Genomic DNA, 16,544 nt, shown 5'->3' with positions numbered 1-16,544 from the left:
GCGACGATCGAAGAAGAGAATTTCTCGACATTGTCGCTGCGGCCGATGCCGATCTGATCGGGCACCTGGTTACCGAGCGGGATGTAGACCATGCCGAGCGCCTCATCGACGCTGAAGACCGACCAGCTGTTCGGCGAGTTGGTCGTGTAGGTCTGGCCGCTGGCGATCGGCGTCGTCACGTCGGGATTGCCGGAATCCCAGTTCCAGATCAGTGCGCCGGTCTTGATGTCGAAGGCGCGGATGACCCCGGATTGTTCCTCGGTTGAATAATTGTCGTTCACCGCCCCGCCGATGATGATCTTGCCGGCCACCGCGACCGGCGGCGAGGTGGAATAATAATAGCCGGCCGGATTGAAGCGCATGCCGGTTTCCAGATGCAGCACGCCCTGATCGGCAAAGCCGGTGCAGACCTTGCCGTCGGCCGCGTCGAGGGCGATCAGCCGGGCGTCCGACGTCGGCAGATAGACGCGCTCGGCGCAGGGCTCGCCGGCGGCGACATCGGGATCGGCATAATAGGTGACGCCGCGGCAGGTCTGGTGCTGCCGATTGGGGTTCATGCCGGAATTGGCGTCGTATTTCCATTTCTCCGTGCCGGTCTTGGCATCGAGCGCGATCGCCCAGTTATGCGGCGTGCAGAGATAAAGCGTGTCCTTCACCTTGAGCGGCGTCACCTGATAGGTGGTCTCGCTGATATCCTCCGGCCGTTTGACGTCGCCGGTCTGGTACCGCCAGGCTTCCTTCAGGGTGGAGACATTCTCGACATTGATCTGGTCGAGCGGCGAATAGCGCTGGCCGAACGGCGTGCGGCCATATTGGTGCCATTCTCCATCAGGCACGCTGCCGCCGAAGGTGGGATTGGCGGCGACCGCATCCTTCGGCAGATCGCCGGCAAGATCATGCGGATCCGTCGTCATCGAATAAACGGCGACGAGGATGGCGAGAATGACCGGCACGGCGAGCGGCCAGGGATTGGCGCCGTAGACGATGCCGGTCGGGCTGCGAAAGCCGAGCGGCCGGCGGATCCAGGGCGTCAGCAGCCAGAGACCGAGCAGGATGATGACGCCGCCGCGCGGGCCGAGCTGCCACCAGTCGAATCCCACCTCCCAGATCGCCCAGGCGAGTGCGGCGACCACGAGCACCGCATAGACCCAGAGCGCAACCGCCTTGCGCATCAGCAGCAGCGCTGCGGTGATGACGAACATCAGGCCGGCAAACAGATAGAAAATGCTGCCGCCGAGCGAGATGAGCCAGAGCCCGCCGCCGCCGAGCGCAACCCCGATGATGATGAAGAGAATGGAGGTGATGACGAGCGCCATAAGGCTGTCTCCCGCGTGGGTTAGCCGGTGGGGGATCAGCGGAAAAGGTCCGCCGGTCAGGCAGATAGAGCGAGGGAGATGCCTTTCAACGGCCGCATTTGCCGCAGGTGGATGTCACGGTACGGTTGTATTGAAGCCGCTTAGGTCCCGCAGAAAGTCTGCAGCACTCGTTCCTCCGGCTTCGGCGGTTCCATATAAGCGGCAAATTCCGGCTGGTCTTCGTACGGCTTCGACAGCACGGTGAGCAGCGCCTCGAACAGCGAGAAATCGCCGTGTTCGACCGCAACCTCGATCGCCTGTTCGACCCGGTGGTTGCGGGGGATGAAGGCTGGGTTGACGCGGCGCATGGCGCTGGCGCGTTGGGCCGCTGTCTGCGGATCGCGCGATAATCTCTCGCGCCACTGCGTCAGCCAGGGGGTGCAGGCTTCCGGTTCCCGGAAGCTCCGGGCAAAGGCGGGCTCCGCGCCGTCGTTGCCAGCCAGATCGGCGAGCCGCCGGAAGGTCACGGTGAAATCGGCGCCCTGTGCCTGCATCAGCGACAGCAGCGCCTGGACAAGCTCGAGATCGCCATCTTCTTCGCCGGCAAGGCCGATTTTTCTTCGCATGCCGGCAAGCCACTCGGCTTGGAACCGCTCGCCATAGGCGCGGATGATGGCATTGGCCTTGTCGACCGCGCCGTCCGGCTCGGCATCGATCAGCGGCAACAGCGTTTCGCCGAGCCGCGCGAGGTTCCACTGGCCGATGGCGGGCTGATTGGCATAGGCATAACGGCCATGCTGGTCGATCGACGAGAAGACGGTCGCCGGGTTATAGACATCCATGAAGGCGCAAGGGCCGAAGTCGATCGTCTCGCCAGATATCGTCATGTTATCCGTATTCATCACGCCATGGATGAAGCCGACATGCAGCCAGCGGGCGATCAGCGCCGCCTGGCGCTCCGCGATTGCCGAAAACAGCGCGAGATGGGGTTCTTCGGCAGCCTTCAGTTCGGGATAGTGGCGGTCGACTACATAATCGGCGAGCGCCCGCACGCCGTCTGTGTCGCCCCTTGCGGCGAAATACTGGAAAGTGCCGACACGGATATGGCTCGCCGCCACCCGGGTGAAGACCGCGCCCGGCAGCACCTCTTCGCGATAGACCGGTTCGCCCGTTGTCACGGCCGCCAGCGCCCGGGTGGCGGGAATGCCGAGCGCGAACATCGCCTCGCTGATGATATATTCTCTGAGCACCGGCCCGATTGCCGCCCGGCCGTCGCCGCGGCGCGAAAAAGGTGTCGGCCCGGCGCCCTTCAGCTGGATATCGAAACGCTTGCAGCTGCGGTCGACCACCTCACCGAGCAGGATCGCCCGGCCGTCGCCGAGCTGCGGCGAGAAGCCGCCGAACTGATGCCCGGCATAGGCCATCGCCAGCGGTTCGGCCCCTTCGGGAACGAGATTGCCGGAAAAGATCGCCGCGCCGTCGCGGCGTAGCGTCTCGACGTCAAGGCCGAGCTCGGCGGCCAACGGTTCGTTCAGCTTGATCAGCCGGGGCTCGGCCACCGGCGTCGGCGTTTGCGGCGCAAAGAAGCGCTCGGGCAAGCCGACATAGCTGTTGTCGAACGGAAAGGCCGCACCGGACCGGATTTTCTGCGGGGTCGAGGTCATTGTTCATAGGTAGGGCCGGGGTGGCCCGCGCGCAAGCCGGTCTTGCGCGCCCGGTCGGTCGGCCGTCACGCAGATCATGCCGATGCAAGGAATCGTGATCTGCTTTTACCTCTCGTCAAAGCTGCTTTGCCAGAAAGGCCATAGCCCCGCCATGATCTCGGGCGTATAGCAGATCGTCTCCCCTTGGCCTTGTGCCATGTCATCCCCGCGGCCTTGCTGCTTCCTCTGCTCCGCCGCGCCACCGTGAGTGATTCCGGACGATGTCGGATCAGATTTATCAGGCGCCGATGGTTCGGCGCGCCGCGCCCAATTTTCGGGTGATCGCGATGATCGTCGCAAGTGCGATGCTGATGGAAAATATCGACGCGACCGTGCTGGCGACCGCGCTGCCCACCATGGCGCGCGATTTCGCCGTCAGCGCGCCGGCCATGTCGATCTCACTGACCTCCTATCTCCTCAGCCTGGCGATCTTCATTCCGGCGAGCGGCCGCATGGCCGACAGCTTCGGTTCGCGCACAGTGTTCAGGGCGGCGATCGCCGTCTTCGTCATCGGCTCCGTCCTCTGCGCGCTGGCCCCGACGCTGCCCTTCCTGGTGCTGGCGCGGCTGCTGCAGGGAATGGGTGGCGCCATGATGATGCCGGTCGGCCGTCTGGTGCTGATGCGCAGCGTCGCCCGCAAGGATATGGTCAGCGCTATGTCCTGGCTGCTGGTGCCGGCGCTGATCGGCCCGATCGTCGGCCCGCCGCTCGGCGGCTTCATCGTCACCTATCTCGACTGGCGCTGGATCTTCTACATCAACGTGCCGATCGGCATCATCGGCATGATCTTCGTCTCGATCTACATCGATGAGGTGAAGGGCAAGGCGGCCGGTCCCTTCGATACGATCGGCTTCGTCCTCTCGGGGATTTCTCTCGGCTCGTTGCTCTTCGGCTTCGAAATGTCGAGTCATGAAGGCGAGGGCGCCTTTTCGATCTTCCTGATATCAGTCGGCCTGCTCTTCGGCATCGGCTATTTGAGGCATGCCCGCAGGCATCCGTCGCCGATCATGGATTTTTCGCTGATGAAGGTGCCGAGCTTCGGCACCTCGGTCATTGCCGGTTCGCTGACGCGCATCACCCAGGGCGCCCAGCCTTTCCTGCTGCCGCTGCTGTTCCAGATAGGCTTCGGCCTTTCCGCCGCCGCGGCCGGTCAGATCGTCATATCAACCGCGCTCGGCGCGCTCGCCATGAAGCCGATGGCGCGGTTCGTCTTCAGCCGGCTTGGTTTCCGCCGAAGCCTCGTTCTCAACGGCATCCTCGGCACGGCCGGTTATGCCCTCTGCGCCGCCTTTCGGCCGGACTGGCCGATGCCGCTCATCTTCGTCGTCCTGGTGCTCAGCGCCTTCTTCCTGTCCTTCCAGTTCACCGCCTACAACACCATTGCCTATGACGAGATCGAAAAGGAGCGGATGAGCTCGGCCACCAGTTTTTACACCACTTTTCAGCAGCTGATGCTGTCGCTCGGCATCTGCATCGGGGCCTTGGCGCTGCACGGCTCCATGGCTTTCTCAGGCAGCGAAACGCCTGATCTCGGCGATTTCTCGACCGCCTTCATCGTCGTCACCATCATCTCGATCACCGCGACCGTCTGGAACCTGCGTTTTTCGCCGACCGCTGGCGAGGAGATCAGCGGCTATAAGGCCAAGCGGGCCAAAGATGCTTCTTGAGAAAAGCGGCGCCATGAAAACAAGCACTTGAGGCGCTTCGCCTGAATTAAATTCTGCGCGACGCAGCCGTTCTTAATCCTTGTTCTCAGATCTTGTCCTCCATGTCAGCGGCCATTTCCGCAAGCTTGCGCACGGTATTGAGATTGCGCGAGGTGCCTGATTTAAGCGCAGGCAGCTTCAGCTTCGAGCGGCCGGACCCGTTGGGGTAGTACACGTAGATCTCCCGGCCGGCGAGCTTCGCCTCCTCGCCATCGGGCGCCACCATTTTATCGAGCGCATCGCCGGACGCCCTTTCGGGCAGGAAGGTGACGAGCAGGAAATTCGGCTTGGCATCGACAAAGGGCGCGTTGGCGGCAATCGCCTCGAGCTCTTTCCGGCTGCGCACCATCACGCCCGGCCGCTTGCCCATCTTTTGTCCGAGCGCGGCGTCGAGTTTTTCCGCGACCGCCTTCTCAGTTTCGTCAGAGCGGAAAAGCACATTGCCGCTCTGGATGTAGGTTTTCACGTCGGTAAAGCCGAGGCCTTCGCAGATCACCTTGAGTTCAGCCATCGGCAGCGAGCCGGTGCCGCCGACGTTTATCGCGCGGAGGAGGGCGATGTAGACTGGCATTTCTCTCTCGCTCGATCTTGTGCCGTCGCCGCCACCTCACATCTTGCCAGCCACCTTGATCGCAAATGCATACTCGAACGCAATCTCCTCCAGCCGCTGGAACCGTCCCGACGCCCCGCCATGGCCGGCGTCCATGTTGGTCTTGAGCAGGATCGGCGCCTCGCCGGTTGTCTTGTCGCGCAGTTTCGCCACCCACTTGGCCGGCTCCCAATAGGTGACGCGCGGATCGGTAAGGCCGCCGAGCGCCAGGATCGGCGGGTAGGCCTTTGCCTCGACATTGTCATAGGGCGAATAGGCGGCGATCTGCTCGTATTCCTCCTTGCTGTCGATCGGGTTGCCCCATTCCGGCCATTCCGGCGGGGTGAGCGGCAGCGTGTCATCAAGCATGGTGTTGAGCACGTCGACGAAGGGAACGGCGGCGATGATACCGGCGAACTTCTCCGGCGCCATGTTGGCGACGGCGCCCATCAGCATGCCGCCGGCCGATCCGCCTTCGGCGATGATCTTCGCGTAAGAGGTGAACTTCTGTTGATTCAGATAATCCGCCGCGGCGACGAAGTCCTTGAAGCTATTCGTCTTCTTGCCCATCTTTCCGTCTTCGTACCAGGCAAAGCCCTTGTCCTTGCCGCCGCGGATATGGGCGATGGCATAGACGAAGCCGCGGTCGGCAAGCGACAGGCAATTGGTGTTGAAGCCGGCCGGAATGGTGATGCCGTAGGCGCCGTAGCCGTAAAGCAGGCAGGGTGCTGAGCCGTCGAGCGCCGTATCCTTGCGATAGAGTAGAGTGATCGGCACCGTCTCACCGTCCCATGCCGGGGCGAAAACGCGGCGGGTGACATAGTCCTCAGGATTGTGGCCGGAGGGTACTTCCTGAGTCTTCAGCAATGTGCGCTCGCGCGTCACCATATTGTAGTCGTAAAGCTGCGACGGCGTCGTCATCGAGGAATAGGAGAAGCGGATGACGTCGGTATCGTATTCCGCCGCGCCCGAAAGCCCGAGCGAATAGGCCTCCTCGGCAAAGGCGATCGCATGTTCCTCGCCGGTCGCCCGGTCGCGGATCATGATCCGCGGCAGCCCGTCCTTGCGCTCCAGCCACAGAAGATGGCGGGCATAGGCCATGTGGCTGATGATGAGCGTGCCGGGCTTGTGAGCGACGACTTCGCGCCAGTTTTCCTTGCCCGGATTGTCCACCGGCGCTTCCATGATCTTGAAATCCTTGGCCCCGCCGTCATTGGTCAGGATGTAGAAGACGTTGCCGCCCTCGGTCAGCGAATATTCGATGCCTTCCTCGCGCGCCGCCACCAGCTTCGGCTGAGCTGTCAGATCCTTGGTCGACAGCAGCCGGTATTCGCTGGTCTCGTGGTCGTGAATATCGATATAGATGAAGTCGTCGAGCAGCGAGCCGCCGACACCCATGAAGAAGCCGGCATCGGCCTCCTCATAGACCAGCCGGTCTTCCGATTGCGGCTGGCCGACAATGTGGTGGAACACCTTCGAGGGCCGGTGGTTCTCATCGAGAGCCGAATAGAAGAAGCTCTTGCCGTCGGGCGCCCAGACGCCGCCGCCGCCGGTATTCTCGATCCGGTCCTCGAGATCTTCACCGGTCGCTAGGTCGCGCACTTTAAGGGTGAAGAATTCCGAGCCCTTGTCGTCATAGCCCCAAATGCCGCGGCTGTGGTCGCTCGAATGGTCGAGGCCGGCGAGGCGGAAATAGGCTTTGCCGGCGGCTTCTTTGTCGCCGTCGAGCAGCACGGTACGGATCGTCTCGTCGGCAACGTCGCCGTCACGGGGAATACGGAAATAACGCGGCTGTTCGCCGCCGGTCACATAGAACGTGCCATAGGCATAGGCGCCGTCCTTCATCGGTACCGAACTGTCATCTTCCTTGATGCGGCCGCGCATTTCGGCAAACAGCGTCTTCTGCAGCAGTTTGGTATCCTCCATCGCCGCATTCATATAGGCGTTTTCGGCTTCCAGATGCCGGCGGATCTCGGGGTCGAGGATCGACGGGTCCTTGAACATCGCCTGCCAGTTGTCGGCGCGCAGCCAGGCGTAATCGTCCGTGCGGGTAATGCCGTGGCGCGTATCGGAGACGGGCTTTTTCGGTGCGGCGGGCGGTGTCGGCAGGCTCTTGAAGACGGACAAGGAATTGGCTCCGGTGGGAATGTCGGGTTGGCAAGAGATAGAGGCGCGCCGCCGCCGGATCAAGCGCCAAGGGTGCAGGTGACCGTCCACAGTCGAGGAGACGGCACCGCCCGCCGTGCCTTGATGTCACCACAATGTTTAAGGAGGTCCGCTATCGCAGAGCGAATTTTGCACGTGCCCAGCCCCCGGCAAGCCGCCGGCGGCAGGACGAAGACTGTACAACAGTAAGGGATTTCCTCCGCAATGCCGAAACGTCTGCTCCTGTTTGTATCCCTGGCCGGCTTGGCTGCCCCCGCCTTTGCCGTCGACCCGGCAATCAAGAAGCAGCTGGAAAAACTCGATCCCTCCACCCGCCTCGAACAGAGCTGCGACACGGAAGCGATGAGCCGCATCAACAAGGACAGCACCGGCTTCAAGCCCGACAAGGTGATCGCCTATACCTTCAAGGACCCGATCGCCGGCGACAATTCGCTGCAGGCGCCGGGCGCGGTCTTCCGCAGCAAGGGCGACTGGTATCATCTTTCCTACAATTGCATCACCGGCCCGCAGCATATCAACGTGCGCCAGCTCGACTACCAGATCGGTGAGAAGGTGCCGCGTGAGAAGTGGGACAAGTACTATCTCTACGATTGATGCGGTCTCCCGCCGGCGGCTGCGGTGACATCCGGCCACATGGCGTCTGGCAAGGCGAGCGGCTAGTGTCGCGGCGCTCAAATCGTAAAGTCCATGACATGAACCGCATCCTGCTCACATCGGCCTTGCTTCTCGCCTCCGTCTCCGCTGCATTGGCGGACGGAATGCCGCCGCCAATCGCTTCGGCCCCGACCGCAATTGGTCCGGCCAAGGCGCCGTCGGTCAAGGTCGTCGAGCCGCGTCTGCATATCGCCCGTTCCAACATACCGGGCCATGCCCGCGTCGCGCTCACCTTCGACGCCTGCATGGGGCAGGCGGACGAGCGCATCCTTTCGACCCTCGTGCGCGAGCGCATTCCGGCAACGATCTTCGTCACCGCCCGCTGGCTGAAGCGCAACCCGCAAGCCCTTGCCGTCTTCCTGCAGAATCCGGATCTCTTCGAGCTCGAAAACCACGGCGAGAACCATATTCCGGCCGTCGACGCGCCGACGCTCGTCTATGGCATCGCCTCGGCCGGCTCGCCGCAGGCGGTGAAGCAGGAAGTCGAAGGCGGCGCCGCCGCCATGGTCGCGGCCGGCATCCCCGCGCCGCACTGGTTCCGCGGCTCCACGGCCAAATACGATCTTTCCGCCATCGGCGAGATCCGCGCCATGGGCTATCGCATCGCCGGCTACTCGGTGAACGGCGACGGTGGTTCGCTGCTCGGCGCAGCAATCACCGAAAAACGCATCGCCTCCGCCAAGGACGGCGATGTCGTCATCTCCCACATAAATCAGCCGACTCATGCGGCGGGCGAAGGAGTGGCGAAGGCGCTGGTCGACCTCAAGGCCAAGGGCACCGAGTTCGTTCGTCTGGAGGACGTCCAGGATACGGGCGACGATAAGACGACGGACTAGATCCCCGAAGGTGTGCCATAAGGCACGCCCGCCAATGTGAAGTCCTTACCTCAACTCACTCCCGGCCCGCACCATATCCTCTCCAAACCGCCGTATCCCTGGCTCTTCCCTGTCGAGCGCGAAATCCTCGAACCAGTCGCGGTAGATCCCAGCAATCATCGCCCCGATCATCTGGGCGGCGAGATAGGAGAAGGTGATGCCGTTGCCGCCATAACCGAGGGCGGCGAAGACATGCGGCATGCCGGGTAACGGGCCGATCAGCGGCAGGCCGTCGGCCGTTTCGCCGAAGGTTCCGCCCCAGGCATGGGCGATGCGGGTATCCGCTCCCGGCCATAACCGCTTCATCTTCTCCCGGATCGCCATGATCTTCGCCGGCAGTTTACGTTCGCGCACCCCGGCATCCGTCGTATCGTCATCCTCGCCGCCGACCACGATGTGATTGTCCGCGGTGGTGCGCATGTAGAGGTAGGGATGGCTGTCCTCCCAGATCAAAGCCCGGTCGCGCCAGAAGGTGGCGGGATACTGCGGCACGGTGGCGAAGGCCCAGCTCGAACGCGTCCGATGCAGCTTCGGCATGTCAAGGCACGGCATTGAATAACCCGTCGCCAGCACGACGTGCCGCGCCTCGATGACATAGGCGCCGTCCGTCTCCGCCGTGACGCAATCGCCTTCGCTGTGCAGCGCGGTCACGGAAGCGCTGACCAGCTGGGCGCCGCGCCGGACGGCGATTGCGATCAGCGCCCAGGTGAGCAGCAGCGGATCGGCCTCCGCCGAACCCGGCGAATAGATTCCGCCATCGCGATCGAGCTCGAATTGCGTAAAGAGATCAGGATGTTCGAGATAGACCCCGGGCAGCCCCGCCCGCCGGCGAAGCTGGCGCTCTTCCCTGAGGTCGCGGGCGCCTTCCAGATTGCAGGCGAGAAAAAGCGTGTTGCGCGGACGGAAGCCGCAGGCGATTCCATTCGTTGCGATCAGCTTGGAAAGACCGGCGACGGCAGCGGCGCTGCGGCGATAGATTCCGGCAGCTCGTTCGAAGCCGTAATAGGCCTCGAGTTCCATGAGCGTGCTGTCGATTTCCCATTGCAGCATCGCGGTGCTGGCGGCGGTGCTGCCGAAGCCCGGCTCTTCCCGGTCGATGCTAACAACCGAAAAGCCGCGCGCCGTCAGATGATCTGCGATCAGCGCGCCGGTGATGCCGCCGCCGATCACCGCAACATCGGTGGAAAGGCTCCGCGCCATCGGCCGCCATTCGGGACGTATGGCATTCTTTCCCCAGAGCGAGCAGCCGCTGACCATCTGGTCATGATCGGATTCGTCGAGATCGAGATCGGGCACCACTTATGTCTCCTCGCCTGATCACTTCGGCAATTGCGGCTGCGGTTTTTCCTCGATCAGCAATTCGTCGATGATGGTCATGACGATCAGCGACAGCGGCAGCGCCAGCATTGCGCCAACGGCGCCCCACATCCAGGTCCAGAACAGGATGGCGAGGAAGACGATAAACGGATTGATTTCCAGCCGCCGCCCCATCACCGCTGGAAAGATCAGGTTCTCCATGATGAGATGCACGGTGAAGAAGGCGGCCGCCGGCATCAGTCCGACGATAAAGCCGTCATAGGTGATGATGCCGGCGATGGCGACAGAAAGCGTCATCAGTGTGATGCCGAGATAGGGAATGAAGCTCGACAGAAAGGCGAAGAACCCCCAGAGCACCGGCGCCGACAACCCGCTCGCATAGGCGATGATCGTCATGACAATGCCAAGCCCGACATAGATCAGCGAGGCGGTGGCGAAATAGAAGCCGAGCACCTGCTCGACGCCATTGATGACGCGGATCGCAGCCAGCCGTTGCGGGCGGGTGCGGAAGGTCATGATGATCGTCTTGCGCAGATTGACCCGGCTGGCAAGGAAGAGGAGCAGCGCGGCGAAGAAGATCAGCCCCTGTACCAGTGCCGGCGTCAGGCTTGTTGTCACCACATGCAGCACGTTACCGGTGTTTTCCAGCAGCGCGCCGATCGACATCGGCCCGCTTTCAAACGTCGCAGGCGTGATGTGCAGCCATTCGATGCGCTCCAGATAAGGCAGGACGCGGCTGATCGTCCGTTCGATGAAAGCCGGAGCTTCGTTGGCAAGCGTCGCCAGCGGGTCGGCAAGCGAACTAACCACCAGGACGATGACCAGAGCCACACCGCTTGACAGGAGGAAAGCGTTGGCAAGCCTTGGTACACCCATTTTGCTGAGATTTTCCGCGGCAAGGCCGAGGATCATACCGACGACGACGGCAAGGGTGACCGGAATCAGGATCAGCGACATCGTATAGACGGCGGCAAGGCCGAGGATGCCGAAGATGCCGATGATCGCCCAGGCCATGCTGATGTCGAGCCCGTCCTTCTCAAGCCGATGCACCGGCGGGGACGGCAATTCCTCCGCCGTCTCCTGCAACGACTTAGCCCAGGCGCTGGTTTGGCGTTCGCCGATGGCGATCTTCTTTGCGTGTTTGCGGATGCCGTTGGCGATGCCCATGCGTTGAGGTCCCCGAAGCCAGATTGCTTCGCCACAAAAACGCGCTGATGCGGTTCCGGTTCCGCCGGCCCATGGCGCTGTTGTAAGGGCGCTGAAGCGTCCGCCCTTTTATCGGCTCGCGCGCCGATTTGATCCTGCGGCCGGAACAACCTCGCCGTCGCTGGCGTTCGACCTCGGAAGGAGAGTGCTCATGATTGCAGATCCTGACCAGAAGAAAAGCACCGAGACCTATTCGCGCGATCCCCCTTATGCGGACGAGGCTAGGCTGAAAGCCGCCGATCAGCAGCGTTGGTGGGTTTGGGCCGTTCTTGCGGCGGGCGCGGCAGTTCTCATCATTGCCGGCGTGAGCGTTGCAATCTGGCCCGATCCCAGCAACAATGATCCGACTGCAACGGCTTCGACCAAGCCGGATGCGATCAATACGCAGCCCTCCGGTCCCGGCGCCTACAACAACGACCCGGCCTCCGGCCCTGCACGGCCACCCGAAGCGACAGACCGGTCGCCGACGCCGAGCGGAAACGGCGGCGGACCGACGCAGGTGACGACGCCATCAGGAACCGAGAAGATTCAATAGGGTTTTCAGATTCAGGCCGAAAGTGTCAGGCCGATGCCCCAGGGATCTTTGAGGAAGACGCCGCCGTCGCGCTTCTCGCTGTTGAGCTCCAGCGCGTCGAGCCTGGAAACCGCCGCGTCGAGCGTCCTCTTGTCGTTGAAACGGATCCGGTAGTCCGAAAGCCCGGTCATATTGTCGGCGCGGGCGGTGGCGCCCTGGCTGTTCCAGATGTTGGCGGCGAGATGGTGGTGATAGCCGCCGGTCGCAAAGAAGCTCGCGCCGGGATAACGGGCCATCAGCTTGAGACCGAGCACGTCGCGGTAGAAGGCGTCGGCCTGCGGGATATTGCCGACCTGCAGGTGCAGATGACCGATTGCCGTTCCCTCAGCCATGCCGCCCCAGCGATCCTCCGGTGCGCTGTTATAAAGAGCCTGCAGGTCTAGCCGCCGCGTCGCCATTTCGACCATACCATCCTCAAGGAATTTCCATCCCTCGTGTGGCCGATCGGCATAAATTTCGATGCCGTTGCCTTCGGGATCGGAAAGGTAGATCGCCTCGCTGACGAGATGGTCCGAGGCGCCGTCGAGCACAACGTTGTTTTGGGCGGCGTGGCGCAGCCAGCGCGCCAGTTCGATGCGGTCGGGCATCAGGAAGGCTGTGTGGAAAAGGCCTGCGGCATTCCGTGGCGCGACTGCCGCGTCCTTTGCCGTGGTCAGCGTCAGCAGCGGATGGCCCCCGACACCCAGCACTTCGCCGCTCGTCGTCTTCTCGATGACCTTCAGGCCGAGCATCGACTGATAGAAGCCGGAAACGAGGCCGAGGTCGGTGACGACGAGATGCGACTGGTCGATATAGGCAGGCCGCGTCAGCGCATAGGATGTTTCTGTCGTCATCAATGGGTCTCCTGCCTCTGCAGTTGAAGGTGTACCGGCGGTGGCGGCAACCATGTCGCCCGTGGCAAATCCGAGGAAGTCTCGCCGGTTCATGCGCCTGGTCTCTTCGGTTGCCGTTGATCTCTATATGGCCTATCCCGATTGTTCACAGAAGGCTTGTTTTTGAGGATGAAGCGTTGAGCAGATGTTGACGATGACCTTCACCGGCTTGATCGGAGTCAATGCGCCCATATCTTCATCTGAGCAAGCTTATGCATCTCAGTCATGGAGGGAGCCATGTACAGGAAAATCATCGTGGCGATCGCGCTCGGCAGCCTCGACAGGGGAGAGAACATTCTCCGCAAGGCCGCCTCGCTGCTCGACGCGGGCGGCCAGATTGTCGCGCTCAACGTCGTCGAGGATGTGCCGACCTATGTCGCGATCGAACTGCCGGCCAACATGCTCGAGGACGCCATGAAGGATGGCCGCGACAAGCTGGAGGCGCTGGTCGCCGCAACCGGGGTCACGGCGACGATCGACATCCGCAACGGTCCGCCGGCCAAAGCCATCATCGCAGCCGCCGAAAGCCACGGCGCCGACCTCATCATCCTCGCCTCGCATATTCCGGACTTTTCCAACTACTTTATCGGCGCCACGGCCGACCGTGTCGTGCGGCACGCCAAGTGCTCCGTGCTGGTCGAGCGGCAGAAGATCTGAATCTGCGCCGCCATCGAGGTCGCCTGTGTGGTCTGTCACGAAGATTTACCACGCGCACGATGCGCCGTAGTTGCGCCCCCGCCCGTTCGGTGCGACCATCGCCATGGGTACGAAACGGGTTGGCGTGCATGGCCGAGTTTAACGGCATTCGCTGGGCTTACGACAAATATGAGCTGATCGCCGACGGCATCGTCCATGGCGTCGGTCTCGTGCTGGCGCTGATCGGCGCCACCGCTCTGATCTTCTACGCCACGGTCTGGAGCTCCCACGGCGCGCTCGCCGCCGCCTGGATCTATGGCGTCGGACTGGTGCTGACGCTTGCCATCTCCTTTTCCTACAATCTCTGGCCGGTCTCGCGCACCAAATGGTTCCTGCGCCGCTTCGATCATTCGGCGGTCTTCATCCTGATCGCCGCCACCTATACGCCCTTTCTCGAACGCGGCGCCGACGATCCGCTGCTCTTCTTCATGCTGATGGCGATATGGCTATTCGCAGCTGTCGGCATCGTCCTGAAATGCGTGTTTCCAGGGCGCTATGACCGCCTCGCCATCCTGCTTTACCTAGCCATGGGTTGGAGCGGCGTGCTGGTGGCGGGGCCTGTCGCCGCGCGCATTCCCTCCGCTTCGATGCTGTTGATCGTTATCGGCGGCGTTATCTACTCGCTCGGCGTCATCTTCCACGTCTGGGAGAAACTACGTTTCCAGAACGCCATCTGGCACGGTTTCGTCGTCATCGCCGCGGCTGTGCATTATTCAGCCGTCTTCACCTGTTTCAGTCTACCGATGCCAGCCTTCTGAGCTGCGGCCTGCCGAGCGCGTCCCGCGAGCCTTTCTCTGGCGTGTCAGCCGTTTACATCTTTTGATCGGCAGCGTATGCCAATCCGGCAGTCAATCCGAACCGGGTGATCATGACAGACGCCGTCCTTCTCCGCGACGCCACCGAAGCCGATCTTCCAGCCATCCGGGATATCTACAATCATGCCGTCGAGCACACGACGGCGATCTGGAACGAAACGTTCGTCGATCTCGAAAACCGACGGGAATGGCTGAGCGCGCGCAAGGGCCGCGGCTTTCCGGTCATCGTCGCCGAGATGGCGGGCAAGGTCGCGGGCTACGCCTCCTATGGCGACTGGCGCGCCTTCGAAGGCTATCGCCACACCGTCGAACATTCCGTCTATGTCGAAAAGGATCATCGCGGCGCCGGCATCGGCGAGGCCCTGATGCGCGAATTGATCGCGCGTGCGGCGGCCGCCAATATCCATGTGATGATCGCCGGCATCGAGGCTGATAACACAGCCTCGATCCGGCTGCACGAAAAGCTCGGCTTCCGCATTGCCGGCAGATTTTCCGAGGTCGGCACCAAGTTCGGCCGCTGGCTGGACCTCACCTGCATGGAGCTTCGCCTGCCCGGCGAGGCCGATTGAGCTGCCTGCCCAAGGCCGACGGAGGGACGAGCGCTCGCTGGACGGAGTGAACCGGCAAATCATTGCCGGAGCGGTCACCATCTTTTTATTGTATTCTGAGCTGTGTAGAAAAGAGAGGCCGCCTGCTTCGCGAGAGGCGGCGTGATAAGCGTCATGGAGATCAACAATTCAATGGTAATGCATAGATCGCCGCTCGGCCTCCTTGCCTTCCTTCTTCTCGCCGCTGCTCCGATTTCCTCGCGTGCTGCCGATTGCGGCAGCACGGCCTCGCCGAAGCTCGACTGGCAGGAATGCACGAAGAAGAACCTGATGCTGCAGGGCAGTGATCTCCAAGGCGCCAATCTCTTCAGCACCGATTTCTCGCTGACCGATCTCAGCGGTTCGAATTTCAAATCCGCCAATCTGGAAAAGGCGAGCTTGGTGCGCGCCTCGCTTGAGGGGTCACATGCCGAAGGGGCCAACTTCGCCAAGATCGAGGCCTATCGCGCCAGCTTCGCCAATATTGTCGCGGACGCCGCGTCCTTTGCCGGGGCCGAGCTGCAGCGCGCCAATTTCGCGGGAGCCCGGCTTTCCGGCGCGAGCTTTGAAAAGGCCGAACTCGGCCGCGCCGATTTCGATAAGGCGGTACTGACGGGGGTGAAATTCTCCTTCGCCAATCTCTCCCGCGCCGATCTCTCCAGCGCCGTCTTCGAAGGCCCGGCGACGTTCGAGCGCGCCTTCATGTTCCTGACCCGCATCGAAGGCCTTGACCTCTCGGCTGCCGCCGGCCTCGAGCAGGCGCAGATCGACCTGGCCTGCGGCGATGCCTCGACCAAATTGCCGGCAGGCCTCTCTGCGCCTTCAAATTGGCCATGCCCTGCCGAGCACGAGTGAACTCGGGCTTTTGCATAGATTCCGTGCAGGTTGACGAAAGCTATGGCAGCAATGCCTGGCCGACGTGGAATGTGTCAGGTTCGAACTAGTGCAGCCTTAACTCGCCAATGACCCGACGCCATTCATTCGGTCCGATCAGCCGCTGATGGCTATAGCGGACGGAATGCAGCGGTCCGTCAAGGTTGGACTGCCAGAAATCGAGGAACTTGTGCATTTCCGGAAAGCCCGGGGCGAGATCGTAATCCTGCCAGACGTAAGTCTGCAGAACGGATTCGAAATCCGGAAGGCGGTAGAGAATGTGGGCAGTGGTAAGGCCGTAACAGCTGAGCTGGCGCTCTAGATCCGATGAAAATTGCATGCTTCATCTCCGTTTCAGACAACGAGAAGGTGGCGGATATCTTGGCGTCCATCAACGGGATTCTCAACGCAACGGCGGCTTTTGTTGTTCCTTCTCAGGGTGTTAGCAGCCACTTCGGGTGAGTGCTAATTTTTTCTCTGCGCCCTCTTGAAATCGAAAAATCGCAAAACCAGATCAATGCGCGCAAAACGCTCGACAGAGGTTTGCACCCGCCCGGACTGGTCATCCGGTCCGGCCAGGGGAACAACATCGTTATTGTTTGTCCATTGGAGGAAA

Annotated in this window: 16 protein-coding genes; 8 read left to right on the top strand and 8 right to left on the bottom strand. The window is 62.1% G+C overall.

All coding sequences use genetic code 11. The features are described 5' to 3' along the window. Both AC13QO_RS28845 and AC13QO_RS28840 read right to left on the bottom strand, forming a co-directional pair. A partial coding sequence (locus AC13QO_RS28845; protein ID WP_488542627.1) for an outer membrane protein assembly factor BamB family protein occupies positions 1 to 1,316 on the bottom strand: 1,316 nt, incomplete at its 3' end. Between the two features lie 140 nt (positions 1,317 to 1,456). After that, positions 1,457 to 2,959, bottom strand: coding sequence for a protein adenylyltransferase SelO (locus AC13QO_RS28840; protein WP_488542626.1), 1,503 nt, complete (start codon positions 2,957 to 2,959; stop codon positions 1,457 to 1,459). Positions 2,960 to 3,219: 260 nt separating this feature from the next. Between AC13QO_RS28840 and AC13QO_RS28835 the strand changes: the two genes are divergently transcribed. After that, on the top strand, positions 3,220 to 4,665 hold the full coding sequence (locus AC13QO_RS28835; protein WP_488542625.1) for an MFS transporter: 1,446 nt from the start codon (positions 3,220 to 3,222) through the stop codon (positions 4,663 to 4,665). An 85-nt stretch (positions 4,666 to 4,750) separates the two neighbouring features. Here the strand turns inward: AC13QO_RS28835 and AC13QO_RS28830 are convergent, their stop codons facing one another. Both AC13QO_RS28830 and AC13QO_RS28825 read right to left on the bottom strand, forming a co-directional pair. Beyond that, complete coding sequence (locus AC13QO_RS28830; RefSeq protein WP_488542624.1) at positions 4,751 to 5,275, bottom strand: DUF1697 domain-containing protein; 525 nt, start codon at positions 5,273 to 5,275, stop codon at positions 4,751 to 4,753. Between the two features lie 36 nt (positions 5,276 to 5,311). Continuing rightward, complete coding sequence (locus tag AC13QO_RS28825) at positions 5,312 to 7,420, bottom strand: S9 family peptidase (protein WP_488542623.1); 2,109 nt, start codon at positions 7,418 to 7,420, stop codon at positions 5,312 to 5,314. A gap of 243 nt (positions 7,421 to 7,663) precedes the next feature. Between AC13QO_RS28825 and AC13QO_RS28820 the strand changes: the two genes are divergently transcribed. Both AC13QO_RS28820 and AC13QO_RS28815 read left to right on the top strand, forming a co-directional pair. After that, entirely contained in the window at positions 7,664 to 8,053 is a 390-nt protein-coding gene (locus tag AC13QO_RS28820) for a DUF930 domain-containing protein (RefSeq protein ID WP_085777460.1), read from the top strand. A 98-nt stretch (positions 8,054 to 8,151) separates the two neighbouring features. Next, the gene (locus AC13QO_RS28815; RefSeq protein WP_488542622.1) at positions 8,152 to 8,949 is read left to right on the top strand and encodes a polysaccharide deacetylase family protein; all 798 of its coding nucleotides are present in this window, start codon (positions 8,152 to 8,154) and stop codon (positions 8,947 to 8,949) included. Positions 8,950 to 8,994: 45 nt separating this feature from the next. Here AC13QO_RS28815 and AC13QO_RS28810 read toward each other — a convergent pair whose 3' ends face one another. Together AC13QO_RS28810 and AC13QO_RS28805 are read right to left on the bottom strand one after the other, a co-directional pair. After that, positions 8,995 to 10,287, bottom strand: a complete 1,293-nt coding sequence (locus AC13QO_RS28810; protein ID WP_488542621.1) for an NAD(P)/FAD-dependent oxidoreductase — start codon at positions 10,285 to 10,287, stop codon at positions 8,995 to 8,997. Between the two features lie 18 nt (positions 10,288 to 10,305). Beyond that, positions 10,306 to 11,472 carry an AI-2E family transporter gene (locus AC13QO_RS28805; RefSeq protein ID WP_488542620.1) on the bottom strand — a complete coding sequence of 389 codons (1,167 nt, stop codon included), beginning with the start codon at positions 11,470 to 11,472 and terminating at the stop codon, positions 10,306 to 10,308. Between the two features lie 190 nt (positions 11,473 to 11,662). On the opposite strand from AC13QO_RS28805, the gene AC13QO_RS28800 reads away from it, so the two are divergent. Continuing rightward, positions 11,663 to 12,046, top strand: a complete 384-nt coding sequence (locus AC13QO_RS28800; RefSeq protein ID WP_488542619.1) for a hypothetical protein — start codon at positions 11,663 to 11,665, stop codon at positions 12,044 to 12,046. An 11-nt stretch (positions 12,047 to 12,057) separates the two neighbouring features. Here the strand turns inward: AC13QO_RS28800 and AC13QO_RS28795 are convergent, their stop codons facing one another. Continuing rightward, entirely contained in the window at positions 12,058 to 12,918 is an 861-nt protein-coding gene (locus tag AC13QO_RS28795; protein ID WP_488542618.1) for a VOC family protein, read from the bottom strand. Positions 12,919 to 13,194: 276 nt separating this feature from the next. Between AC13QO_RS28795 and AC13QO_RS28790 the strand changes: the two genes are divergently transcribed. From AC13QO_RS28790 to AC13QO_RS28775, 4 genes are all read left to right on the top strand, one after another. Then, positions 13,195 to 13,614, top strand: a complete 420-nt coding sequence (locus AC13QO_RS28790; RefSeq protein ID WP_085777466.1) for a universal stress protein — start codon at positions 13,195 to 13,197, stop codon at positions 13,612 to 13,614. A gap of 128 nt (positions 13,615 to 13,742) precedes the next feature. Beyond that, positions 13,743 to 14,411, top strand: coding sequence for a PAQR family membrane homeostasis protein TrhA (gene trhA / locus AC13QO_RS28785; RefSeq protein ID WP_488542617.1), 669 nt, complete (start codon positions 13,743 to 13,745; stop codon positions 14,409 to 14,411). 110 nt (positions 14,412 to 14,521) lie between these two features. Then, positions 14,522 to 15,037, top strand: a complete 516-nt coding sequence (locus AC13QO_RS28780) for a GNAT family N-acetyltransferase (protein ID WP_085780010.1) — start codon at positions 14,522 to 14,524, stop codon at positions 15,035 to 15,037. Between the two features lie 171 nt (positions 15,038 to 15,208). Beyond that, positions 15,209 to 15,910 (top strand): pentapeptide repeat-containing protein, encoded by a 702-nt coding sequence (locus tag AC13QO_RS28775; protein ID WP_221113204.1) that lies wholly within the window; start codon positions 15,209 to 15,211, stop codon positions 15,908 to 15,910. Positions 15,911 to 15,995: 85 nt separating this feature from the next. Here AC13QO_RS28775 and AC13QO_RS28770 read toward each other — a convergent pair whose 3' ends face one another. Continuing rightward, positions 15,996 to 16,268, bottom strand: coding sequence for an usg protein (locus AC13QO_RS28770; protein ID WP_488542616.1), 273 nt, complete (start codon positions 16,266 to 16,268; stop codon positions 15,996 to 15,998). Positions 16,269 to 16,544 lie beyond the last annotated feature (276 nt).

It is taken from the genome of Rhizobium sp. CNPSo 3670 (assembly GCF_057784555.1).
Note: the sequence above shows the minus strand (reverse complement) of the source record. Positions and strands in the feature narration are given on the sequence as shown.